The sequence below is a fragment of the Kribbella sp. NPDC049227 genome (assembly GCF_043197265.1).
Classification (GTDB): Bacteria; Actinomycetota; Actinomycetes; order Propionibacteriales; family Kribbellaceae; genus Kribbella.
Map to the genome: position 1 here is coordinate 147,377 of NZ_JBICST010000001.1, position 20,981 is coordinate 168,357.

Annotated in this window: 27 protein-coding genes; 18 read left to right on the forward strand and 9 right to left on the reverse strand. The window is 68.8% G+C overall.

Annotation, left to right across the window (positions count from 1 at the left end; genetic code table 11):
• Positions 1–115: 115 nt before the first annotated feature.
• Positions 116–1,549 (reverse strand): MFS transporter, encoded by a 1,434-nt coding sequence (locus tag ACGFH6_RS00750; protein ID WP_393379298.1) that lies wholly within the window; start codon positions 1,547–1,549, stop codon positions 116–118.
• Between the two features lie 277 nt (positions 1,550–1,826).
• On the opposite strand from ACGFH6_RS00750, the gene ACGFH6_RS00755 reads away from it, so the two are divergent.
• From ACGFH6_RS00755 to ACGFH6_RS00770, 4 genes are read left to right on the forward strand one after another with little or no spacing between them, the layout of a single operon-like run.
• Positions 1,827–3,017 (forward strand): glycoside hydrolase family 64 protein, encoded by a 1,191-nt coding sequence (locus ACGFH6_RS00755; protein WP_393379300.1) that lies wholly within the window; start codon positions 1,827–1,829, stop codon positions 3,015–3,017.
• Between the two features lie 48 nt (positions 3,018–3,065).
• Positions 3,066–3,410, forward strand: coding sequence for a metalloregulator ArsR/SmtB family transcription factor (locus ACGFH6_RS00760; protein ID WP_360441609.1), 345 nt, complete (start codon positions 3,066–3,068; stop codon positions 3,408–3,410).
• On the forward strand, positions 3,400–3,849 hold the full coding sequence (locus tag ACGFH6_RS00765; RefSeq protein WP_393379302.1) for an SRPBCC domain-containing protein: 450 nt from the start codon (positions 3,400–3,402) through the stop codon (positions 3,847–3,849). Before ACGFH6_RS00760 ends, ACGFH6_RS00765 begins: the two co-directional genes overlap by 11 nt.
• A gap of 39 nt (positions 3,850–3,888) precedes the next feature.
• Positions 3,889–5,007 carry an aromatic ring-hydroxylating dioxygenase subunit alpha gene (locus tag ACGFH6_RS00770; protein ID WP_393379304.1) on the forward strand — a complete coding sequence of 373 codons (1,119 nt, stop codon included), beginning with the start codon at positions 3,889–3,891 and terminating at the stop codon, positions 5,005–5,007.
• On the opposite strand, the gene ACGFH6_RS00775 is transcribed toward ACGFH6_RS00770, so the two are convergent.
• Complete coding sequence (locus ACGFH6_RS00775; RefSeq protein ID WP_393379305.1) at positions 5,001–5,615, reverse strand: NAD(P)-dependent oxidoreductase; 615 nt, start codon at positions 5,613–5,615, stop codon at positions 5,001–5,003. The two genes, ACGFH6_RS00770 and ACGFH6_RS00775, sit on opposite strands and share 7 nt — an antisense overlap.
• 93 nt (positions 5,616–5,708) lie before the next feature.
• On the opposite strand from ACGFH6_RS00775, the gene ACGFH6_RS00780 reads away from it, so the two are divergent.
• From ACGFH6_RS00780 to ACGFH6_RS00790, 3 genes are all read left to right on the forward strand, one after another.
• Entirely contained in the window at positions 5,709–6,089 is a 381-nt protein-coding gene (locus ACGFH6_RS00780) for a winged helix-turn-helix transcriptional regulator (RefSeq protein ID WP_393379306.1), read from the forward strand.
• Between the two features lie 97 nt (positions 6,090–6,186).
• Entirely contained in the window at positions 6,187–6,705 is a 519-nt protein-coding gene (locus ACGFH6_RS00785; protein ID WP_393379308.1) for a SigE family RNA polymerase sigma factor, read from the forward strand.
• Between the two features lie 3 nt (positions 6,706–6,708).
• On the forward strand, positions 6,709–7,476 hold the full coding sequence (locus ACGFH6_RS00790) for a hypothetical protein (protein ID WP_393379309.1): 768 nt from the start codon (positions 6,709–6,711) through the stop codon (positions 7,474–7,476).
• Here ACGFH6_RS00790 and ACGFH6_RS00795 read toward each other — a convergent pair.
• Both ACGFH6_RS00795 and ACGFH6_RS00800 read right to left on the reverse strand, forming a co-directional pair.
• Positions 7,469–8,509: a 4-hydroxy-3-methylbut-2-enyl diphosphate reductase gene (locus ACGFH6_RS00795; protein WP_393381138.1), complete on the reverse strand. Its 1,041-nt coding sequence runs from the start codon at positions 8,507–8,509 to the stop codon at positions 7,469–7,471. The two genes, ACGFH6_RS00790 and ACGFH6_RS00795, sit on opposite strands and share 8 nt — an antisense overlap.
• 122 nt (positions 8,510–8,631) lie before the next feature.
• The gene (locus tag ACGFH6_RS00800) at positions 8,632–9,066 is read right to left on the reverse strand and encodes a hypothetical protein (protein WP_393379310.1); all 435 of its coding nucleotides are present in this window, start codon (positions 9,064–9,066) and stop codon (positions 8,632–8,634) included.
• A 182-nt stretch (positions 9,067–9,248) separates the two neighbouring features.
• Between ACGFH6_RS00800 and xseA the strand changes: the two genes are divergently transcribed.
• From xseA to ACGFH6_RS00820, 4 genes are all read left to right on the forward strand, one after another.
• Positions 9,249–10,469 (forward strand): exodeoxyribonuclease VII large subunit, encoded by a 1,221-nt coding sequence (gene xseA, locus ACGFH6_RS00805; protein WP_393379311.1) that lies wholly within the window; start codon positions 9,249–9,251, stop codon positions 10,467–10,469.
• 17 nt (positions 10,470–10,486) lie between these two features.
• Positions 10,487–10,681, forward strand: coding sequence for an exodeoxyribonuclease VII small subunit (locus ACGFH6_RS00810; protein WP_393381139.1), 195 nt, complete (start codon positions 10,487–10,489; stop codon positions 10,679–10,681).
• 11 nt (positions 10,682–10,692) lie between these two features.
• Positions 10,693–11,187 carry a GNAT family N-acetyltransferase gene (locus tag ACGFH6_RS00815; protein ID WP_393379313.1) on the forward strand — a complete coding sequence of 165 codons (495 nt, stop codon included), beginning with the start codon at positions 10,693–10,695 and terminating at the stop codon, positions 11,185–11,187.
• A gap of 91 nt (positions 11,188–11,278) precedes the next feature.
• Positions 11,279–11,509, forward strand: coding sequence for a hypothetical protein (locus ACGFH6_RS00820; RefSeq protein ID WP_393379314.1), 231 nt, complete (start codon positions 11,279–11,281; stop codon positions 11,507–11,509).
• On the opposite strand, the gene ACGFH6_RS00825 is transcribed toward ACGFH6_RS00820, so the two are convergent.
• On the reverse strand, positions 11,496–12,134 hold the full coding sequence (locus ACGFH6_RS00825; RefSeq protein ID WP_393379316.1) for a TetR/AcrR family transcriptional regulator: 639 nt from the start codon (positions 12,132–12,134) through the stop codon (positions 11,496–11,498). The two genes, ACGFH6_RS00820 and ACGFH6_RS00825, sit on opposite strands and share 14 nt — an antisense overlap.
• 38 nt (positions 12,135–12,172) lie before the next feature.
• Here ACGFH6_RS00825 and ACGFH6_RS00830 point away from each other — a divergent pair, with 38 nt between their 5' ends.
• Both ACGFH6_RS00830 and ACGFH6_RS00835 read left to right on the forward strand, forming a co-directional pair.
• The gene (locus tag ACGFH6_RS00830; protein WP_393379318.1) at positions 12,173–12,775 is read left to right on the forward strand and encodes a flavodoxin family protein; all 603 of its coding nucleotides are present in this window, start codon (positions 12,173–12,175) and stop codon (positions 12,773–12,775) included.
• Entirely contained in the window at positions 12,775–13,095 is a 321-nt protein-coding gene (locus tag ACGFH6_RS00835; protein WP_393379319.1) for a DMT family transporter, read from the forward strand. The genes ACGFH6_RS00830 and ACGFH6_RS00835 overlap by 1 nt, the downstream gene beginning before the upstream one ends.
• 2 nt (positions 13,096–13,097) lie before the next feature.
• Here the strand turns inward: ACGFH6_RS00835 and ACGFH6_RS00840 are convergent, their stop codons facing one another.
• Together ACGFH6_RS00840 and ACGFH6_RS00845 are read right to left on the reverse strand one after the other, a co-directional pair.
• Complete coding sequence (locus ACGFH6_RS00840) at positions 13,098–13,790, reverse strand: NTP transferase domain-containing protein (RefSeq protein WP_393379320.1); 693 nt, start codon at positions 13,788–13,790, stop codon at positions 13,098–13,100.
• 156 nt (positions 13,791–13,946) lie between these two features.
• Entirely contained in the window at positions 13,947–14,558 is a 612-nt protein-coding gene (locus tag ACGFH6_RS00845) for a DUF4245 domain-containing protein (RefSeq protein ID WP_393379321.1), read from the reverse strand.
• A gap of 60 nt (positions 14,559–14,618) precedes the next feature.
• Between ACGFH6_RS00845 and glpX the strand changes: the two genes are divergently transcribed.
• The 3 genes from glpX (at position 14,619) to ACGFH6_RS00860 (ending at position 17,194) form a co-directional block, all read left to right on the forward strand.
• Positions 14,619–15,653: a class II fructose-bisphosphatase gene (gene glpX / locus ACGFH6_RS00850; RefSeq protein WP_393379323.1), complete on the forward strand. Its 1,035-nt coding sequence runs from the start codon at positions 14,619–14,621 to the stop codon at positions 15,651–15,653.
• Between the two features lie 118 nt (positions 15,654–15,771).
• On the forward strand, positions 15,772–16,722 hold the full coding sequence (locus ACGFH6_RS00855; protein ID WP_393379324.1) for a carbohydrate kinase: 951 nt from the start codon (positions 15,772–15,774) through the stop codon (positions 16,720–16,722).
• Position 16,723: 1 nt separating this feature from the next.
• Entirely contained in the window at positions 16,724–17,194 is a 471-nt protein-coding gene (locus tag ACGFH6_RS00860; protein ID WP_393379326.1) for a hypothetical protein, read from the forward strand.
• On the opposite strand, the gene ACGFH6_RS00865 is transcribed toward ACGFH6_RS00860, so the two are convergent.
• Positions 17,191–17,859, reverse strand: a complete 669-nt coding sequence (locus tag ACGFH6_RS00865; protein WP_393379327.1) for a FadR/GntR family transcriptional regulator — start codon at positions 17,857–17,859, stop codon at positions 17,191–17,193. The genes ACGFH6_RS00860 and ACGFH6_RS00865 overlap by 4 nt on opposite strands.
• Positions 17,860–18,070: 211 nt before the next feature.
• On the opposite strand from ACGFH6_RS00865, the gene ACGFH6_RS00870 reads away from it, so the two are divergent.
• Both ACGFH6_RS00870 and ACGFH6_RS00875 read left to right on the forward strand, forming a co-directional pair.
• On the forward strand, positions 18,071–19,444 hold the full coding sequence (locus ACGFH6_RS00870) for a 2-isopropylmalate synthase (protein ID WP_393379329.1): 1,374 nt from the start codon (positions 18,071–18,073) through the stop codon (positions 19,442–19,444).
• A complete protein-coding gene (locus ACGFH6_RS00875) occupies positions 19,432–20,199 on the forward strand; it encodes an ABC transporter ATP-binding protein (protein ID WP_393379331.1) in 768 nt (255 codons plus the stop codon). Before ACGFH6_RS00870 ends, ACGFH6_RS00875 begins: the two co-directional genes overlap by 13 nt.
• Here ACGFH6_RS00875 and ACGFH6_RS00880 read toward each other — a convergent pair whose 3' ends face one another.
• Positions 20,200–20,904 (reverse strand): DUF1707 domain-containing protein, encoded by a 705-nt coding sequence (locus tag ACGFH6_RS00880; protein ID WP_393379333.1) that lies wholly within the window; start codon positions 20,902–20,904, stop codon positions 20,200–20,202.
• Positions 20,905–20,981: the final 77 nt, after the last annotated feature.

Consider the following 20,981-nt stretch of genomic DNA (forward strand, 5'->3'; position numbering starts at 1 on the left):
GCGCCCTACCCGCCCCGATCCAAGGCCGGATCGCGGCGGGGGGCAGTGAGGGTCGCCGGGTTGCGCCTGACCCGCCCCGATCCGCGGCCGGGTCGGGGCGGGTGCAGTCATCGGGTCAGGGGGTTGCGGTGGCTGGGCAAGGTGACTTGGTTGAGTGGTTTGTGGGGGTCTGGGCGGGCGACGGGTGAGGCGCGGTGGCGGGCTTGCGGGTGCGGAGGCCGATCCAGATCAGCAGCGCGCTGACGAGAGTGAAGGCGACGTCCGCACTCAGTGCCAACCGGTGGCCATTCACCAGCGTCGCCTGCGTGGCGGCGATCGCGAACAACGCCGGCGTACCCATCGTGACGGCGACCTCGCCGGTCATCGAGCTCAGCCCGGTAGCCAGCCCCTGGTCCTCGTCGCTCACATCGGACGTCGCGGTCACCGTGAACGCGACGATCGCACCCACATGCCCGAAGAAGCCGACGAACAACGCCGGGACCAGAATCACCAGCGCGACCCAGGTCTGCGTCCCGAGGAACACGATCGGAAGCGTCGCCAACCCCTGGACGGCCAGACCCACCGTCAGGACCTTCCGATATCCGATGCGTCCGATGACACGACCGGCGACCACGCCCGCAGCCACCGAGGCGACACCCGGGATGCCGAAGACCAGGCCGGTCTGGAACGGCGACAACCCCAGTACGTGCTGCACATACAGCGTGGTCAGCACGATCATCGCCGGCTCCATCGCCCCGATCACCAGCCCGGCATAGTTGCCCCAGGCCACCGAAGGCCGGGTCAGGATCCGGATCGGGACGAGTGGCGCGGCCGACCGCCGTTCGATCAGCCCGAACGCGATCAGCAGTAGTACGCCGACCAGTCCCGCCGGCAGGCTCCGCTCGATCACTGCATAGACGACGGCCAGCAGACCACCGGTCACCGTCATGGCTCCAGGCACATCCAGCTTCACCCGCTCCGGCGCCTTGCTCTCGTCGATCACGAACGGTGCAACCAGGAGGACGATCACGACGGCCGGCACGTTGATGAAGAACGCCGCGCGCCAACCGAGCAGGCTGACCAGCGCACCCCCGACCAACGCGCCGACAGCGAAACCGGCCGAGAGCAGCGCGCCCCGCAGACCGAGGACCCGCGCCCGGACGGAAGCCTCAGAGAACGTCGTCGTGAGCAGAGCCATCGTCGCGGGCATCGCCATCGCGGTCGCCACCCCCTGCAGCGCCCGAGCAGTCAGCATGACCTCGGCGTGATTCGCCAGACCTCCGAGAACGGACGCCGCAGCCAGCAGCGCCATCCCGGACAGGAACAGCCTGCGGCGGCCGAAGAAGTCCGCCAGCCGACCGAACAGCAGCATGCACCCGGCCGCGGGCAGCGCGAACGCCGAGGTAATCCACGGCAGACCCTCCGCGCCCAGACCGACGCCCGCGCCGGCCTGCGGCAGAGCCACATTGAGGATCGAGAAGTCGACCGACAGCATGAAGCCGGCCCCGAGCAGGACGAGCAGGATCACGCGTTGCCGGGCGCTGAACCGGTGCGGCGAGGTGGTGTTCATCAGGGAAACTCCATCCAGTAGCAACTGATCGGTTGCTACTTTATAGCAACCATCGAGTTGCATCAACCCTGTCGGAAAGCCGACAGGAGCGGACTGTTGACAGCCGGGGGTGGGAATACGCAACGATGAGAGCGCTCTCACCTGGTCCTTCGGCGGTCTACCGTCCCTCGCCGTCCGGACCTGAGCGCCGGTTCGGGCGCTGTTGCGGCCTGGTAGCGCGACAGCTCGGCCGGCCGGTGCCTCGCCTTCTCGAACGGGACTGACCTGAGGAGGATCTGTGCGCATCAGACACCGACTGCTGGCACTCGCCGCGGCCGCGGCGACCGTGGCCGGCGTGCTGACGGCCGTCATCGACCAGCCCGCCCAAGCGGTTCCGGCCACCATCCCACTGAAGATCACCAACAACTCGGGCCGCGGTGACGCGGTCTACATCTACAACCTGGGCACGAACCTGGCCACCGGGCAGCAGGGCTGGGCCGATGCCTCCGGCAACTTCCACGCCTGGCCGGTCGGCGGCAACCCGCCGACGCCGGCACCGGACGCGTCGATCGTTGGCCCATCCAACGGCCAGTCGACGACCATCCAGATGCCGAAGTTCTCCGGCCGGGTGTACTTCTCCTACGGCCAGAAACTGGTCTTCAAACTGACCACCGGCGGCCTGGTCCAGCCCGCCGTACAGAATCCGAGCGATCCGAACCGGAACATCCTGTTCAACTGGTCGGAGTACACGCTCAACGACTCGGGCCTGTGGATCAACAGCACCCAGGTCGACATGTTCTCGGCCCCGTACGCCGTCGCCGTACAACTCCCCGACGGCAGCACCAAGACCACTGGGCACCTGAAATCCGGCGGATACAACGGCTTCTACAACGCACTCCGCGGTCAGTCCGGCGGGTGGGGCAACCTGATCCAGACAGCCCCGGACGGGTCGGTACTCCGAGCGCTCTCACCCCTGTACGGCGTCGAGACCGGCCCCCTCCCGGCGAACGCGATGGACGACTACGTGAACCGGGTCTGGGCGAAGTACACCAACGAGACCCTGACGGTCACGCCCTTCGGCGACCAGCCGAACCTCAAGTACTTCGGGCGCGTGTCCGGCAACGTCATGAACTTCACCAACAGTTCGGGCGCGGTCGTCACGTCGTTCCAGAAACCCGACTCAGCCAGCATCTTCGGTTGCTTCAAGTTGCTCGACGCACCGAACGACCAGGTCCGCGGGCCGATCTCACGGACGCTGTGCGCCGGCTACAACCGCTCGACCCTGCTGGTGAACCCGAACCAGCCGGACCCGAACAACAGCAGTTTCTACCTCGACTCCGTCACCAACCAGTACGCCCGGAACATCCACGCGCAGATGGTGGACGGGAAGGCGTACGGCTTCGCCTTCGACGACGTCGGCAACCACGAGGCGCTCGTCCACGACGGCGACCCGCGGCAGGCGAGCCTGATCCTCGACCCCTTCAACTGATCCGCCAAGGGCTTGACTTCGGCTTTGGTTAGTGGCAACTTACCGTTCGTGGGGACTTACGGATCACTCGAGGCGGCGGGACCGGTGCTGGATGCACTCGGCGACCCGACCCGACGGGTGATCCTGGAGACACTGCGACGCGGCGGGCCCTGCTCGGTCAGCACGCTGGCCGGGCAGGTGCCCGTCAGCCGGCCGGCGATCTCGCAGCACCTCAAGGTGCTCGGGGCGGTCGGGCTGGTGCGCCACGAATCGCGCGGGACGCGCAACATCTACCGCATCCACCGCGCAGGTCTCGACGAGCTCCGGGACTGGCTCGACCAGTTCTGGGGCGACGCACTGGAGGCGTACGCCGACCACATCCGGCGGACCGAGGAGGAGCGGGATGAACATTGACCAAGGCTTGGCGCCGTTGGTGAAGAAGATCGTCGTGCCGGTCGGCACCGAGCGCGCGTTCGAGGTGTTCACCGCCGAGATCTCCGCGTGGTGGCCGATGGTGTCGCACTCGGTCGGCGCCCAAGACGCCCGCGCCCTCCGGGTCGAGAGCTTCGTCGGCGGCCGGATCATCGAGTACGGCGACGACGGAGAGCTCGCGACCTGGGGCACGATCTCGGACTGGGATCCGCCCACCTCCCTCAGCTTCAGCTGGCATCCGGGCGGCGATCCGGAGGAGGCCGGCCAGGTGACCATCACCTTCACTCCGGTGGACGACGGCACCGAGCTCGCGCTGGTGCACTCCGGCTGGGAGCGCCGCGCCGACGGCGTCCGCGCCCGCGCCGGCTACGACACCGGCTGGGACTACGTCCTCGGCCAGTACCTCGCCGCCACGCGGTAGCGCTCGACTTCCGGCCCGCCGTCACCGGATAGTGGGCGAATGGCGAATGCTCCCGTCGATCTCCGCGCGCTGGAAGCCTCGCTGCGACCGCATGGCGAGTCGGTCATGCTGCCGCGCGAGGCCTACACGGATCCCGCCGTCCTGGCCTGGGAACGCCGGCATTTCTTCGCCGGCAGCTGGAGCTGCCTCGGCCGGGTCGACGAGTTGTCCACCGATACGACACACCGCGCGACCACCGTCGGTGACATCTCGGTGGTGCTGACCTTCGGCGAACGACCGCGGGCATTCGCCAACACCTGCAGGCATCGCGGGCACGAAGTGCTCCAGAACGACGAGACCAGCGAACGGCGGTCCGTGGTCTGTCCGTACCACGGCTGGTCGTACGAACTCGACGGCGCGGTCAAGGCCGCACCCCGGATGGGCGACGCCTTCGACCCCACGCCGTACAACCTCGTCGAGCTGCCCGCGGAGGTGTGGCACGGCTGGCTGTTCGTGAACGCGACCGCCACGGCCGAACCGTTCGGCGAGCACCTCGGCGGACTCACGGACCTCGTCGCGCCGTACGCGCCCGAGTCGCTCCAGTTGAAGGCACGGCACCAGTACGACGTCGCGTCGAACTGGAAGACGATCGTCGAGAACTACCACGAGTGCTACCACTGCCCGCTGATCCACCCCGAGCTGTGCAAGGTGTCACCGCCGAACTCCGGCGACAACTGGAACCTCCCCGGTGCCTGGGTCGGCGGACTGATGGATCTGCGCCCCGGAGTCGAGACCATGTCGCTCGACGGACGCTCACGAGGGATCGCCTTGCCCGGCGTGGATCCACGCCGGGTGAACTACCTGGGGCTGTTCCCCAACCTGCTGATCTCGCTCCATCCGGACTACGTGATGACGCACCGCCTCGAGCCACGCGCCCCGGGCCTGACCGCGATCGAGTGCTCGTGGTACTTTCCGGCCGAAGTGCAGGATCCGTCGTACGCCGTGGAGTTCTGGGACGTGACGAATCGCGAGGACTGGGCCGCGTGTGAGTCGGTCCAGCGCGGAGCCGAGTCGCCGCACTTCCGGCCCGGCCCACTGGCACCCGCGGAGGACGCCGTCTACGCCTGGGTGACGATGATCGCCCGCGGCTACCTGGGCAAGCCGCTCGGCAATCAGTAGCCGAGGGTGAAGCGCCGGCGGTTGTGGGCCGGCCGTTCGAGCTCGTCGACCGCCGCGACCGCGAAATCCTCGGCCGAGATGTGGTCACCGACCGGCTCGTCGAGACCGAGCCGGAACGTGCCGGTCCGCTCGCCGGGCGCGATCACGAAGGCCGGGGCCAGCATCGTCCAGTTGACGTCCTCGCCGGTGGCGCGCAGCGCGTCGAGCGCCTGGGCGACCGTGAGCGACTCGCCCTTGTACTCGGCCGGGAAGTCCGGACCGTCCACGACCCGGCTGCCGTTGATCTCCAGACCGCCGGCGCCGCCGATCGTCAGCAGGCGGGTCGCCGTACCGCTGACGGCCGCGATCAGGTTGTCGATGGCATCCAAGTAGTCCTGGTGGTCGCCGCCCGTGCGGCTCGGGCCCAGCGCGGCGACGAGCACGTCGGCATCAGCCGTGAACTGCTTCGCCAGGGCCACATCGTTGGCGCTCCCCTGCACCGCCTGGACGCCGGCCGGAAGCTCACCACCGGAGCGGGTGATGCCGGTGACCTCGTGGCCGCGACTGACCGCCTCGGCGGCGATCCGGCTGCCGACCATGCCACTCGCACCGTAGACCGCGATATTCATACTGGCGATTCCCTTCGATCTGGATGAAAACTCAACTTGTTCTCCAATAGTATCGATTGGTTACTGAGCACTTCAACGTGCTATAAGTACCTCATGGTTACTAATGGCCAGACCTGGGAGCGGGGCGATCTCTTCGACCCCAACTGCGCGACCCGGGTGATTCTGGACCGGATCGGCGACAAGTGGACGGCGCTCGTCGTACTGCGGCTGAAGGACGGGCCGCGCCGGTTCACCGAACTGCGCGACGGGGTCGGCCAGGTCGCGCCCAAGGTGCTGACGCAGACCCTGCGCCGGCTGGAGCGCGACGGCCTGGTCACGCGCGAGATCTTCGCCGAGGTCCCGCCCCGCGTCGTCTACGCCCTGACCCCGATGGGCGAGTCCCTCATCGAGCCGATCACGGCGGTCAGCAACTGGGCCGAGGAGCACGTGCCCGCCATCACCCAGGCCCAGGAGAAGTACGACGCTTCGGCGTGACAGATCACAACTTCGCACCCGGCCGATCGCGACTCAACCTTTTGATCCCACCCGGTCATCACACTTCTGACCGATACGGGAAACGCTGGGGGTTGGGATGGATCCAGGACGGGACACGGAGTTCGCCGAGTTCGTCGACGGGCGCTTCACCGCACTGCAACGGTTCGGGTACCTGCTGACGGGTGAGTGGCATCTGGCCGAGGATCTGGTCCAGACCTCGCTGACGAAGGTGTGGTTCCACCGCAACTCGCTGCGCAGCGGTATGGCGATGGAGAGCTACACGCGCACGGTGATGGTGAACACCAGCACCCAGTGGTGGCGGCGCCGATGGAGGGGCGAGACGCCGACCGATCGGTTGCCCGAGACACACGCTCCGTCGGAGTACGGCACGGTCGACGACCGCGACCTGTTGCTCCGCGCGCTGGCGACCCTGCCACGCCGGACCCGAGCCACTTTGGTACTGCGCTATTTCGAGGACCTGCCGGAGTCCGAGATCGCCCAGATCCTGGGCTGCTCGATCGGCACCGTGAAATCCAACGTCTCCCGCGGACTCGCCAAGCTCCGCGAACACCACCTGGTCGCCGCCGTTGCCGCTCCGGCCCAGAAGGAGGGCTGATCCATGACCGACGATCTCAAGGACAGGTTCGAGCAACTGGTGGCCGACCCGCCCCCGCCGACCGCGGTGCCGAGTCAAGCGGTGGCCGCGAGGATCCGGACGGTACGGCGACGTCGTACCGCCGGTGTGGTCACGCTGGCCGCGGCCGCGGTGGTCGCGATTGCCGTTGCCGCAGGCAACCTCACCGACATCGACAGCGCCCCACCGGTGACCAACACCCCGAGCGCACCGACAACGATCGTGACCGGCCCGCCGACCACGTCACCGACGACGACCTCACCACCGCCGGCCGTGTCGCACACGGTAGGCCCGACGGGGAGCACGAAGACCGGGGGCACCACGGGAACCACGAGCGAGGCGACGACAGGGCACACCCAAGGGACCGGGACGACGATTACGCCGCCGGCCCGGCCGCCACTCTCGGCCGACGTCAAGCTGAAGCCGGTCGTCAACGGCCGGACCGTCACCATGCGAGTGACGGTCTCCGGAACCGTGCTCGTACCGACTGTGGAGGGCAAGGACCTGCCGGCCGGCACGTCGTTCCTCAACCTGTCCGGCGGAACGCAGTACTACTGGGGCGATGGCGAACAGGGCGGCTCAGACGGCGGCTCGATGAGCTGTGACGGGGCGAAGACGCGGAAGACCGGATCCGAGACGTACACGGCCGAAACGCACACCTACACCAAGCCGGGCACGTACACCTTCCGCTACACCGTGCGGTATTGCAGCATCGAGGACACCGTCAAGACCATCAAGCTGGTGATCAGATAGTCCAGGCGTGGTCGGACGTACCGGTCGTGGGAAGGCCGGCGGCCTTGAGGTCACTGCGGAGCTCACGAGGCAGAGCGAAAGTCAGGCTCTCCTCGGCCGTGGTGACCTCTTGGACGTCGGCGTACCCGCGCTCCGCCAGCCAGCGCAGGACATCGCGGACCAGCACCTCCGGCACGCTCGCGCCGCTGCTGACTCCGACCGAGTCGACACCCTCGAGCCACGCCTCGTCGATCTCGTCGGCGTAGTCGACCAGGTAGCCGGCCTTGGCGCCGTGCTCGACAGCTACCTCGACCAGGCGCACCGAGTTCGACGAGTTGCGGGAGCCGACCACGATCATCAGGTCGGCCTCCGCGGCGAGTTTCTTCACCGCGGCCTGGCGGTTCTGGGTCGCGTAGCAGATGTCGTCGCTCGGCGGGTCCTGCAGCTTCGGGAACCGCTCGCGCAGCCGGCGGACCGTCTCCATGGTCTCGTCGACGGACAGTGTGGTCTGGGACAGCCAGACGACCTTCTCGGGGTCGCGGACAGTCACGTTCGGTACGTCGCCCGGGCCGTCGACGAGGTGGACGTGCTCCGGCGCCTCACCGCTGGTGCCGATGACCTCCTCGTGGCCTTCGTGGCCGATGAGCAGGATGTCGTAGTCAGTCGCGGCGAAACGCTTGGCCTCGTGGTGCACCTTGGTGACCAGCGGGCAGGTCGCGTCGATCGTCTTCAGTTGCCGCGCGGCCGCTTCCTGGTGCACCACCGGGGCGACGCCGTGTGCGGAGAAGATCACCGTCTCGCCCTCGGGCACCTCGTCGGTCTCGTCGACGAAGATCGCACCGCGCGACTGCAGGGTGTGCACGACGTGCTTGTTGTGCACGATCTCCTTGCGCACGTAGACCGGCGGCCCGTAGAGGTCGAGCGCCTTCTCCACCGCCACGACCGCCCGATCCACACCGGCGCAGTACCCGCGCGGGGCAGCGAGCAGCACCCGCTTCGTCCGCACGGCGGTCGTCGGCTGAGTGTTGTCAGGCTGGGCAGTCACGTCCCCCATGGTACGGGCCGCCGTCAGCGCGGCCGGAGCCGACCGGATTTGTGTGAACAGTGTCACGAAGACAAGTCGAGGAGCCGTCCGCCCTGTCCGGACGGCTCCCCCGTGGGAGGTGTTCCAATGCCTCAAGGATGCGGTGGAATCGCTTTGCCCGCAAAGGATTTTCCGTCGGCCCAGGCGCGGATCGCCGCGAAATCCGTTGCCGTCATCCCGGTTCGCGGATCCACCTGATGCACCAACTGGTGGTCGCGGTGGAAGAACCTCTCGTCGTCGGAGTCCACATCGTCGTCGATCCAGACGAACGGGCGATCCCCCACCCAGTCCGCGACGTACGGCGTCTTCCACGATCCGCGGGGTACCGGCGTACGGTCCGGCCAGAGGATCGTCGGGAGATCGCTCGGCAGGCCGAGCAACGGGGACAGCAGGCGGTTGGCGCCGTGTTCCCAGCTGGTGGCCCAGACGAGGTCGAAGGTGCCGGCGAGCGCGTTCAGCTCCACCCCGTGCTGCGGGTTGATGCGCACCACCCAGGTCCTCTCCCCCTCGACGATCTCGTGCCGCACGTATCCAGGCGGAATCTCCGGCGCCCCGGTACGGATTCAGCGGACCGTCGAAATCGAGCAGAAGCAAGGGACGCATGGGTCAAGCTTTGCAGCAGGTCGAGAAGGTGATCTCGCAGGTGGTCTCCACGCCCGGGTGAGGCGGCGTGCGGGGGTTTGTCGGCGGAGGGTCGTAGGGTCTGGGGGTGGCTTTGGAGACCTCACCGGATGCGCCTGCGGCCGTTCGCACGATCGCGAACGGGATCGCCAGCTGGATCAACCAGCTCGGTGCGGTGTGGGTCGAGGGCCAGCTGACCGACGTGTCGATCGGGCGCGGTACGACGACGGTGTTCGGCACTCTGCGCGACACCGACGCGGACATCTCGCTGCGCTTCACCTGCAACCGGCGGGTGTTCGAGGCGGTCGATCCGCCGGTGACGGACGGATCCCGCGTAGTGGTGAACGCGAAGCCGAACTTCTTCGCCCGCCGCGGCACGCTCGCGCTGGCGGTGAACGAGATCCGGCACGTCGGCATCGGCGAACTGCTGGCCCGGATCGAGCGGCTCAAACAGCTGCTCGCGGCCGAGGGACTGTTCGCGGCGTACCGGAAGAAGAAGCTGCCGTTCCTGCCGCACACGATCGGGCTGATCTGTGGTCGCGATTCCGCGGCGGAGCGCGACGTACTGGAGAACGCGAAGCGGCGGTGGCCGGCGGTGGCGTTCCGGATCGAGTACGCGTCGGTGCAGGGGCCGGCGGCGGCCGGAGAGGTGATGACCGCGCTGCGGAAGCTGGACGGGGACGAGTCGGTCGAGGTGATCGTGATCGCGCGCGGCGGCGGGTCGCTGGAGGATCTGCTGCCGTTCTCGGATGAGGGACTGATCCGCGCCGTGTCGCAGGCGCGGACGCCGATCGTGAGCGCGATCGGGCACGAGCCGGACTCGCCGCTGCTCGACCTGGTTGCCGATCTGCGCGCCTCGACCCCGACGGACGCGGCGAAGCGGATCGTTCCCGACGTACGCGAGGAGCTCGACGGTGTTCGGCAGCTGCGCGAGCGCGGGCTGCGGGCAGTCACTTCATGGCTCGATCGGGAGATGCACGCGCTGGCCGCGATTCGGAGCCGGCCGTCGCTCGCGGCGCCGGTGACGGACCTGCAAAGGCGGTCCGACGAGGTCGCGGCGCTGATCGAGCGGAGCCGGCGGACGCTGACGCATCGGCTGGATCGGGCGAGTGACGACATCACCCACAGGCTGGCGAGCGTACGGGCGCTGTCCCCGAAGGCGACGCTGGAGCGCGGGTACTCGGTGCTCCAGTTGGCCGACGGGACCGCGGTCCGGGAAGTGGCGCAGGTGGCGCCTGGAGATCTGCTGCAGGCGCGGGTCACCGACGGCCGATTCGCAGTCGAAGTCAAGTCCGAGGAGAACACGTGAGCGGCGACCGTCCCGACATGACGTACGAGCAGGCCCGGGAAGAGCTGGTCGAGGTGGTCCGCAAACTCGAAGCCGGCGGCACCAGCCTCGAGGAGTCCCTCGCGCTCTGGGAACGCGGCGAAGAACTGGCCGCCACCTGCCAACGCTGGCTGGACGGCGCGCGCGAACGCCTGGCCAAAGCCCAAGCCGCCCACGAGGAGAAGTCCAACTGAGCAGACCGGTCGTGCGAGCGGCGCGAGAAGAGGATCTGCTGGGGGCCGCGGAGGCTCGGGTTGCCAGCTGGCGCGCCGCCTTCACCGGCCTCGTCCCGCAGGACTTCCTCGACGCGATGGACTCCGCGGCCATCGCCGCGTCCTGGTCCGAGAGCATCGCCGCCGGCCGCTCCCGCCTGTACGTCGCCTCGATCGGCGAACAGATCGCCGGGTACGCCGGAGTCGGTCCCGAGCGCGATCGCGAAGCCCCGCCCGGCACGGGCGAGCTCTACGCGCTGTTCGTCCACCCGGATCACTGGGGCACCGGCGCCGGGCGAGCCCTGACTGATGCGGCAGTGGCCGATCTCCGCGACCACGGCTGCACGGACGTCTGGCTATGGGTGCTTGAGGCAAACATTCGGGCCCGTCGCTTCTACGCGCGCTACGGGTTCACCGAGACGACCGACCGTACGTACTCGTCGTTGAACGATCTGCCGGAGATCAGGCTGTCGCTCGCTCGCCGGTGACCTGGCTCGCGACGCCTGTCGAGGTACTCGACCTCGGCACCGACACCATCGACCTGTCCGGGCATAGCTCACCGGACTGCGGTACCTCAGGATGCAACGCCCGCCATGGCGGGAGTTCCTGTCCCACCAGTCGATTCCGCCCAGGTTGGCGGTCGCGGAACTCACCGAGGAACCACGCGAGGAACGCAAGCATTACTGGTCGTTCGCCAACGCCTACAAACCCCGCCGGCCGACGCCGGACGACGCCCTCGAATGGGCCGGACAGCTCACCCGGAACGCCACCGGCATCGTGACGATCACGGGCCGATTCAAACGCCGCTGACCGCGCCCAGCAGGCTGGTCGTTGCGGTATGAAGCCCGGACTTGATGCGTGCGAGGTCGAAGCCCTGGTCGCGGAGGGATTTGTGCAGGTCGGCGGCCAGCGGAGCCAGGACCAGGTGGGCCGTGTAGTCGGCGTCGAGGTCGGGGCTGGCTTCCTCGATCAGCAGGGCCAGGTGCTGGCGCCAGAGGTTGTAGGAGCCGATTCGGTAGCGAGCGCCGTCCGAGGCGTTCTCGCTGTCCAGGAAGAGCTCGACGTGACGGTCCAGCAGGTCGAGGTACGCGTCGAGGAAGGCGATCACCCGGAGGACCGGCGCCGCGCCCGGGCCGAGCGGCGGCGGGCCGCTCAGGATCTTCGCCTGCAACTCCTGCTCGCGTTCGTCGAGCAGCGCGACCGCCAGGCCGGCGCGGTCGCCGAAGCGGCGGAAGACCGTCCCCTTGCCGACACCTGCCGCCGCCGCGATCGCGTCCAGCGACACGTTCTTCACGCCCTGCTCGGTGAACAGCCGATCGGCCGCCTCGAGTACCCGGAGCCGGTTGCGGCGGGCGTCGGCGCGTTCCGGGCGCGGCTCCCCGACGACCGGCAGCTTCCGTTGTAAAGCGGACCGCGGTCCGGTACTGTCGTTCATAAGACGGACTGTAGTCCGCTAAAGTCTCTGGAGGAAGCATGAGCAACACGTCCGCCCGGATCGCGATCGCGTATCACTCCGGGTACGGCCATACCGCGAAGCAGGCCGAGGCGGTCGCCGCCGGCGCCGCGTCGGTGCCCGGCACCGTGACAGACCTGGTTCTGCTGGATGAGCTGACCGACGACATCTGGGACCGGCTCGCCGCCGCGGATGCGATCATCTTCGGCGCCCCGACGTACTTCGGCAGCCCCAGCGCTGTTTTCAAGGCGTTCGCGGAGGCCAGCGTGAAGATCTGGGCGGCCGACCTGGGCTGGCGGGACAAGATCGCCGCCGGGTTCACCAACTCGAAGGCGATGTCCGGCGACAAGCTGAACAGCCTGGTCGACCTGGCCGTGTTCGCCGCGCAGCACGGGATGATCTGGGTCGGACTCGATGTCTACCCGGGCTGGGCGGAGTCGACCGCGAGCATCGAGGATCTCAACCGGCTCGGCAGCTGGCTGGGGGCGATGGCGCAGTCCGACGCGGATCTCTCGGCCGAGAAGGCGCCGCCGGCGACCGATCTGCGGACCGCGGCGGCTCTCGGCGCGCGAGTCGCGACCGTCACGCAGCGGCATCTGCGCGGAGGAGCGCTGGCGGCCTGATGGCGTGGTTGGTACTCCTCGCGGCGGCCGCGTTCGAGATCGCGTTCGCCCTCAGCCTGAAGCCGAGCGACGGATTCAGTCGGCTGTGGCCGACGGTCGGCGTACTCGTCTTCGGCGTGATCTCCGTCGTTCTGCTGGCCAGGACGCTCGACCGCCTCCCGGTCGGTACGGCGTACGCGGTGTGGACCGGGCTCGGCTCGATCGGCGTGGTCACGTTGGGCATCGTGCTGTTCGACGAGCCGGTCACCCCGGCCCGCCTGGCCTGCATCGCCCTGATCGTCGGCGGCGTGGTCGGGCTGCGGCTGGTCGGGGCGGACTAGCGCTACGGAGCGGTACGGCGGCGTCGGCGGGGGCGGGTCGGGAGTGGGACGGGGTGCGCGTCGTCGATCGGGGTGTCCTCGAAGGCGCCGGGGGTGAACGCACCGAGGGCCGGCGTGTGGGCGGAGACCAGGCGGCGGTAGTCGTCCCAGGTCCCGGCCCGCGCCGGAATGTTGCCGATGGCATCGACCTGGGTGAGGGGGTAGCGGCCGCCCTCGATCAGGTCCCACAGGTCGTCGTCGCTGCGCAGTTGCCGCAGCTCTCCGAACAACTCCCGGCCGAACCAGCACGGGTGCCCGTGGCCGTTGTCGTACCGGCTGACGCCGATCGGGGTGGCCGGCCCGGCGACCTCGGCGACCAGCGACCACACGGTGGCCGAGGTCACACCCGGCTGGTCCCCGAGCATCACCACGATGCCGTCGGTCCGGCGATCGACCGCATCCAGGGCGGGCACGATCGACGAACTGCCGGTGTCCGCGTGCGGTGAGTCCACCACCCGCGCACCGTCCAGGTCGACCCGGTCGCGGATCTGGTCCGCGGCACTGCCCAGCGTGACGATCAGCTGGTCGAAACCGCAGTTCCGGGCGACGTCCAGAGTCGCGCCGAGCAGCGTGTCGCCGTGATAAGCGAGTAATTGCCTGGGTACGCCGAGGTGCGGGGAACTGTCGGCGGCAAGCAGGAGTCCCGTGACGAACATCGGCGCATCAACTCCCCGCCCGGGAGGGCGCAACCACGTGAGGGCTCCTTCGCACTCTTCCCCGAGCGTGTAACAGCCGAAAAACGATGGAAACCCGAACCAAGCAGATGTGTCAACGAGCGTCCGGAAAGTGGTCAGGAAAGCGTGCGAAAACGGTCAGCGCAAGGCCGAAGCAAACGCTTCAAGGGCCGGATATCCGGCATTCCCGGTCACGATCGTGGTGGCTCCGGAACCGACCAGGACCAAGGCGTTCTCCTCTTTGCGGTCGAGCAGCACCTTGCGTTGCCAGGTGACGCCGCCGAGGGTCGACGTACCGTCGTCGGAGGTCCGGCCGAGTTCGTCGGACTGGTATTTTCCGCCGGTGACATTGGACTGCTCGAGGCCGACGTACTTCTTCTCGTTCGTGACGACGCCGAGGTGCCAGGTGATCGGAGCCTGCTCCGGGGTGCGGAATTCCACGCTGGTCGCGGTCCAGCCGGACGGCATCGGCTCCGGGCCGCGGACCCAGGGGACGATCTTCTTCGCGTCCTCCAGCTGAGCTGTGTACTCGACCGCCTTGACCTGCTCGTGCTTCGGCCGCCAGGTGACGATCATCAGGAACGCGACCACGATGAAGCAGGCCAGCAGCGCCCAGACCATGTTCGTCAGCGTGCGCGCCTTGGCCCGATCCTTCTGGTTCTGCTCCCGGTAAGCGATCGCCTCGGCCCGCGCGCGGGCCTTCTCCCGCGCCTCCGCCTCGCTGGAAGCATCCTGACCTGTCGAACTCATGGCATGAGTGTCCCATCTCGCCGAAACGGCCGGAGACCGCGTTGGCTACCATCCGTTGGCATGAGCGACCCGACCACGCCACCTGCCCATCTGGAGGTCGAGGCGCACGCGCCTGACCGCAACCTCGCCCTCGAACTGGTCCGGGTCACCGAGGCCGCGGCGATGGCGGCGGGCCGCTGGGTCGGGCGTGGCGACAAGAACGGCGCCGACGGCGCGGCGGTGAACGCGATGCGCACCCTGATCGGCACGGTCGGGATGAACGGCGTGGTGGTGATCGGCGAGGGCGAGAAGGACAACACCCCGATGCTCTACAACGGCGAGCAGGTCGGTTCCGGCGACGGCCCGGAGTGCGATGTCGCGGTCGATCCGGTCGACGGTACGACGCTGGTGGCGAAGGGCATGGCCAACGGCATCGCGGTGATGGCGGTGTCCGCGCGGAACTCGATGTACGACCCGTCCGCGGTGTTCTACATGGAGAAGCTCGTGGTCGGCCCGGAGGCGGCCGACGTGGTCGACATCCGGCTGCCGGTCGCGGAGAACATCCGCCGGGTGGCGAAGGCGAAGGGCTCCACGGTCGACGACGTGACGGTCGTCGTTCTGGACCGGTCGCGGCATGAGGAACTGGCGACGCAGATCCGGGCGGCCGGTGCGCGGATCAAGTTCATCAGCGACGGCGATGTCGCGGGCGCGGTCGAGGCGGCTCGGCCGGACACCGGTCTGGACATGCTGATCGGCATCGGCGGTACGCCGGAGGGCATCATCGCCGCGTGTGCGATGAAGTGCCTGGGCGGGCTGATCCAGGGCCGGCTCTGGCCGAAGGACGACGAGGAACGGCAGAAGGCGATCGACGCCGGCCATGACCTCGATCGGGTGCTCGACACCGACGACCTGGTCAGCGGCGACGACTGCTTCTTCGTCGCCACCGGAATCACGGAAGGCGAGTTGCTGCGCGGCGTCCGGTACGGCCGGTCCACCGCCCGCACCCACTCGCTGGTGATGCGCTCCCGCAGCGGCACCATCCGCAGCATCGAGAGCGTCCACCAACTCTCCAAGCTCCGCGCCTACTCAGCCATCGACTTCGACCACGCCCGATGACGGTACTTTTGGCCGGGCCTCCGGCACCGGCGTGGTCACGGGGCTTTGACTCCCGCCCTTCCCTCGTCACTCCAGTCGCTTCGCTCCCTCCGCTCCTCAGTCCAGGCCGGGAGGCCCCGTGACCGCACCCGTCCTTGTCATCGGTGAGGCTCTCGTGGACATCGTGGTTCCTGCGCCGCGTAGTCGGAACGGCAATGGCAACGGCAAGAGCACTGCGACGCCGGGGGGTTTTGCGGCGAATGTGGCGGTTGGGTTGGCTCGGCTCGGGGTGCCGACCGAGTTGGTGGCGAGGTTCGGGACCGATCCGTACGGCGACCAGCTCGGGGCGCACCTGTTCGGGAACGGCGTCCAGCTCGCGCCTGGTTCGGTGGACCCGAGTTTCCGGACGAGTACTGCGACCGCCACCCTCGATCCGGCCGGAGTCGCGTCGTACCAGTTCGACATCACCTGGGATCCGCCGGCGCTGTCGCGGCCGCGGGGGTGCCCGGCGATCCACACCGGTTCGATCGCGACCATGCTCGAGCCTGGCGCCGCAGCGATCCGCGAGTTCCTGGTTTCGGTCGCCGATCAGCCGGTCACGGTGACGCTGGACCCGAACGCCCGGCCGACGATCACCCCGGATCCGGTACCGGCGTGGGCCGCCATCCGGAAGCTGGCCGCGTGGTCCGACCTGGTGAAGCTGAGCGACGAGGACTGCAGGTTCTTCCGGCCCGGAGCGTCACCGGACGAGATCGCCGCCGAGTTGCTGAGCGCCGAGCGGACCCAGTGCGTGGTGATCACCCTCGGCGGCGACGGCGCGATCGGGATCAGCCGGGACGGGCGCGTCGAGGTGCCGGCGCCGGCCATCGAGGTGGTCGACACCGTCGGCGCGGGCGACTCGCTCATGTCGGCGCTCATCGCCGGACTGAACGCCCGCGGGCTGCTCGGCGCGACGCGGCTGTCCGGGCTGACGGCCGAGGATCTGCGCGAGGTCGTCGACTATGCGGTGAAGGCGGCCGCGATCACCTGCACCCGGCACGGCGCCGACCCGCCGACCGCCGCGGAACACACGGCGAAGTGGGGATCCTGACGTGTCCGCCGAGACCTGGACGTCCGAACTGGAGTCCAAAGGCAGCGTGGTCTTCCCGCCACGCCGCGGACGGCTCACGATCCGGCTGGCCGGATTCGGTCTGCTGATGGTGCTGTCGGCGTGGACGAACGTCGACCACATCCGCGCGGGCGAGATGTCCGGGGCGCTCGGCGTACTGCGGCTGACCGCGCTCGCCGCGTTCGTCTACGGCACCGGGCTCACGCTGTGGCAACTGATCACGAACCGCCCGGTCGTCAAGGTCGACGCCGACGGCATCAGCCGTGGCCGCAGCCTGCGCTGGTCCGGGATCACGAGCATCGACGATCCGGCCGGTCTGCCGGGAGTCCGGGCGGTGCAGATCCGCCCGGCTGACCGGCGTACTCGACCGATCAGCATCCCGCAGGACAACGTCGAGGATCTCGACGCCCTCACGCCCTGGCTGCGATCACTCCACGACCAGCACCGCTCCTAGGACACCGAGCTCCGGACCGCGCTGAGGTGTTCGCGGGACCGGGCGGCCGCAAGGTCCGGGTCGCGGTCGCGGATCGCGTCGGCGATCGCCACGTGGGCGGCCTGGTCATGCCGATGCCGGTGCTGATCATCCATCCGCAGCATGTCGATCATCGCCCGCCGGATCCGCGGCACGAACGTGTCGAACAGCTCCGTCAGTACGGCGTTGTGCGCGGCCGTGATCACGGCTCGATGGAACGCCAGGTCGGCCTCGACGTACCAGTCGTCCGGTGAGTTCTCCGACGCCCGCTTCCGGTCGGCGAGCGTGTAGCGGAACGCCTTGAGGTCGGCCGGCGTACGACGGGACGCCGCCAGCCGCGCCGCCTCGGTCTCGATCGCGAGCCGGCCCTCCAGGACGTCGGTGATGTCGGCGCGGCGGAGGACCTTGTCCCAGTCCTCCGAGGCCTGGTGCGCGATCACGAACACACCGGCGCCCTGCCGGCTCTCCAGCACCCGGCGGCCGGCCAGTTCCCGGACCGCCTCACGGATCGTCGACCGGCCCACGCCGAGCTGCGCGGCCAGCGTGGTCTCGCCCGGCAGCTTCTGGCCGAGCGCCCACTCGCCGCTGCCGATCCGGCGGAGCAGCTCCTCGGCGGCCTGCTCGGCCAGTGGGTGACGGCGGATCATGCCGCTCAGTGTAGGGCTCGCCAGGGTCGGAAGTTCTCAGCTTGTCTGAGGAGTTGGTTTCGGGTTAGCGTGGTCCGCATGTCCTCGAACCTCCTGCTTGCGGGCCGCCTCCTTCTTGGCCGCCACGGCGGGAGCTGATTCGACCGGCACCCCCTCCGTGGAGTGCTCTCGCCTGCCGGTCCCGCCTCCCGCACGAGCCGAAGGACCCACCATGGACTGGAACCGCCAGCAGCACTCCCCCATGCCCAGCCACCGCTATCGCGACATCTTCGCCAAGGTCCCGGTCGCCCCGATCGACCGTGAGTGGCCGGACCGCCGGATCACCACCGCACCGCTGTGGGTGCCGGTCGATCTGCGCGACGGCAACCAGGCGCTGGCAGATCCGATGGACCCCGAGCGCAAGCGCCGCTTCTTCGAGCTGATGGTTGCCATGGGCTACAAAGAGGTCGAGGTCGGCTACCCGTCCGCCTCGCAGACCGACTTCGACTTCGTCCGGCTGCTGGCCACGAGCGACCTGGTCCCGCCGGACGTCACGATCGTCGTCTTCACTCCGGCCCGGCCCGAGCTGATCGAGCGGACCGTCGAGTCGATCGCCGGGATGCGCGGCCAGGTCGTCATCCACATGTACGCCGCGACCGCGCCGGTGTGGCGGGACGTCGTACTGCGTCGTACCCGGGAGGAACTGGCGTCGCTCATCTATGCCGGGGCCGAGGACATCCTCAGGCTCGCGGGAGGGCAGGAGAACGTGCGGTTCCAGTTCTCACCGGAGGTGTACAACCTGACCGAGCCGGACTACATCCTCGAGCTGTCCGACCAGCTGACCAAGCGGTGGGACGCGACGCCGCAGCGGCCGGTGATCCTCAACCTGCCGGCCACGGTCGAGGCCGCGACGCCGAACGTGTACGCCGACCAGATCGAGTACATGGACAAGAACCTGCCGCGGCGCGACAGCGTGATCCTGTCGGTGCACCCGCACAACGACCGCGGTACCGGCATCGCCTGCGCGGAGCTCGCCGTACTCGCCGGTGCGCAGCGGGTCGAGGGCTGCATCTTCGGCAACGGCGAACGCACCGGGAACGTCGACATCGCGACGCTCGCACTGAACCTGCACGCGCAGGGCGTCGACCCGATGGTCGACTTCTCCGCCATCGACCGGATCCGGGAGACGGTCGAGTACTGCACCCGGATGCCGATCCACCCGCGGCATCCGTACGTCGGTGAGCTCGTTTACACGGCGTTCTCCGGGACCCACCAGGATGCGATCCGCAAGGGGTTCGCCGAACATCACCGGCGGGCCGCGGAGGTCGGCGTACCGGCGTCGGAACTGGCGTGGGATGTGCCGTATCTGCCGATCGACCCGGCGGACGTCGGGCGCGGGTACGAGGCCGTCGTCCGGGTGAACAGCCAGTCGGGGAAGGGCGGGATCGCGCATGTGCTGGAGTCGTCGTACGGCGTGCGGATGAGCGCGACGGAAGAGGCCGAGTTCGCCCGGCACGTGCAGCGGCACACCGACGAGACCGGCCGGGAAGCGAGTGCGGTGGAGTTGAAGGGTCTTTACGAGGAGGTTTTCGGGTGCTCGAACTGAAGGACGTCGACTTCGTCCGGGACGGCAAACTGCTGCTCGGCGAGGTGTCCTTGACCGTCGGCGAGGGGGAACGTTGGGCGCTGCTCGGGCCGAACGGCGCGGGCAAGAGCACCCTGCTGAACCTCTGCGGCGCCATCACCCACCCGACCCGGGGCACGGTCGAGATCCTCGGCCGTCGCCTCGGCGCGGTCGACATCCGGACCCTGCGCGAGTCGATCGGGCACGTGAACCCACGTCATCCGCTGCGGTCGCCGCTGACGATCCGGCAGGTCGTCCTCACCGGTCTGACCGGGACGATCGAGCTGATGCCACGCTGGGAGCCGACGCCGGACCAGGACGCCCGGGCCGCGGAACTGGTCGAGCTGCTCGGGATCGGTACGCACCTCGACGCGTCCTGGACCAACCTGTCCCAGGGTGAACGCGGTCGCGCGCTGATCGCCCGTGCGCTGATCTCCGACCCGCGCTTACTGCTCCTGGACGAACCGACGACGGGTCTCGACGTCGCCGCCCGCGAACAACTCCTCGAAACCCTCGACCAGGTCCACGCCTCGCATCCCCACCTGGCGTCGATCCTCGTCACCCATCACCTCGAGGAACTCCCGACCTCCACCACCCACGCAGCCCTCCTCCGCGAAGGCCGCCTCCTCACCGCCGGCCCCGCCGAAGACGTCCTCACCACTCCCCTGATCACCCGAACCTTCGCCCACCCCATCACCATCCACCGAACCGCCGGCCGCTGGCGAGCAACCGCCTAGCTAGCTCAGGCCGAGGCGTTTGGTGAGGCGGGGGCCTCGTTTGATTTTTATTTCGCCGAGGATGGCGGTGCCGCGGATGTGGAAGGTGGTGGGGGTGGCGGGCGTGGTGGGGTCGGCGGCGGAGAGGGCGGACTCCTGTTCGGAGATCGAGCCGAGGATGGGGTTGCTGTCCAGGTGGACGATCGCGTTGCGCGGGACGCGGATCTTCACGTCGGCCAGGATCGACTTCACCTCGACGAAGACCTCGGCGGCCGGGAGCTGGGCTTCGGTGTAGTCCAGGGTGACGTCGCCGAGGACGGCGTTGATCTCCTGGCGCTGCGGGACCAGCCAGTTGCCGGTGCGCTTGGTCTCCGACATGAACACGTTGATCACCGGGCCGGCCTCGACCATCGCCCCGCCGTAGTGCGGGCTCACGGCCGGCACCTCCGACGCACCCGGGACGCGCGGGCCGTTCGGCAGGTCCGCGGTGATCTCGACCAGTTCGCCGTACGTCTTGGAGGCGTACAGCTGCTCCAGCCGCTCCTCGAGCTCGGCGTACGACAACCGGCCCTCGCCCGCGGCATCGCGCAGTACGTCGGCGACCTCCTCCCGCTCGAGGTCGGAGACCCGGCGCCGCAGCGCGAGCTCGTCACCCGTCACCGGCGCGGGCTGCGCGGGCACCGAGTCCTGCGGTCGGTTGTCCTGAGGAACCTCATCCTGGGCCACGGCAGCACGATACGCGCGGACAGCACCGCCCGCCGACGGGAATCATCCCCGATTCACCCCTGATCCCGTCCCTGAGT

Coding starts and splice junctions, on each gene's coding strand:
- ACGFH6_RS00845 (WP_393379321.1), bottom strand. CDS start 14,558: ATGAGTTCGACAGGTCAGGATGCTTCCAGCGAGGCGGAGGCGCGGGAG.
- glpX (WP_393379323.1), top strand. CDS start 14,619: ATGAGCGACCCGACCACGCCACCTGCCCATCTGGAGGTCGAGGCGCAC.
- ACGFH6_RS00835 (WP_393379319.1), top strand. CDS start 12,775: ATGGCGTGGTTGGTACTCCTCGCGGCGGCCGCGTTCGAGATCGCGTTC.
- ACGFH6_RS00775 (WP_393379305.1), bottom strand. CDS start 5,615: ATGAATATCGCGGTCTACGGTGCGAGTGGCATGGTCGGCAGCCGGATC.
- ACGFH6_RS00865 (WP_393379327.1), bottom strand. CDS start 17,859: ATGATCCGCCGTCACCCACTGGCCGAGCAGGCCGCCGAGGAGCTGCTC.
- ACGFH6_RS00825 (WP_393379316.1), bottom strand. CDS start 12,134: ATGAACGACAGTACCGGACCGCGGTCCGCTTTACAACGGAAGCTGCCG.
- ACGFH6_RS00780 (WP_393379306.1), top strand. CDS start 5,709: ATGGTTACTAATGGCCAGACCTGGGAGCGGGGCGATCTCTTCGACCCC.
- ACGFH6_RS00840 (WP_393379320.1), bottom strand. CDS start 13,790: ATGTTCGTCACGGGACTCCTGCTTGCCGCCGACAGTTCCCCGCACCTC.
- ACGFH6_RS00785 (WP_393379308.1), top strand. CDS start 6,187: ATGGATCCAGGACGGGACACGGAGTTCGCCGAGTTCGTCGACGGGCGC.
- ACGFH6_RS00790 (WP_393379309.1), top strand. CDS start 6,709: ATGACCGACGATCTCAAGGACAGGTTCGAGCAACTGGTGGCCGACCCG.
- ACGFH6_RS00765 (WP_393379302.1), top strand. CDS start 3,400: ATGAACATTGACCAAGGCTTGGCGCCGTTGGTGAAGAAGATCGTCGTG.
- ACGFH6_RS00795 (WP_393381138.1), bottom strand. CDS start 8,509: ATGGGGGACGTGACTGCCCAGCCTGACAACACTCAGCCGACGACCGCC.
- ACGFH6_RS00750 (WP_393379298.1), bottom strand. CDS start 1,549: ATGAACACCACCTCGCCGCACCGGTTCAGCGCCCGGCAACGCGTGATC.
- ACGFH6_RS00820 (WP_393379314.1), top strand. CDS start 11,279: ATGCAACGCCCGCCATGGCGGGAGTTCCTGTCCCACCAGTCGATTCCG.
- ACGFH6_RS00770 (WP_393379304.1), top strand. CDS start 3,889: ATGGCGAATGCTCCCGTCGATCTCCGCGCGCTGGAAGCCTCGCTGCGA.
- ACGFH6_RS00810 (WP_393381139.1), top strand. CDS start 10,487: ATGACGTACGAGCAGGCCCGGGAAGAGCTGGTCGAGGTGGTCCGCAAA.
- ACGFH6_RS00830 (WP_393379318.1), top strand. CDS start 12,173: ATGAGCAACACGTCCGCCCGGATCGCGATCGCGTATCACTCCGGGTAC.
- ACGFH6_RS00870 (WP_393379329.1), top strand. CDS start 18,071: ATGGACTGGAACCGCCAGCAGCACTCCCCCATGCCCAGCCACCGCTAT.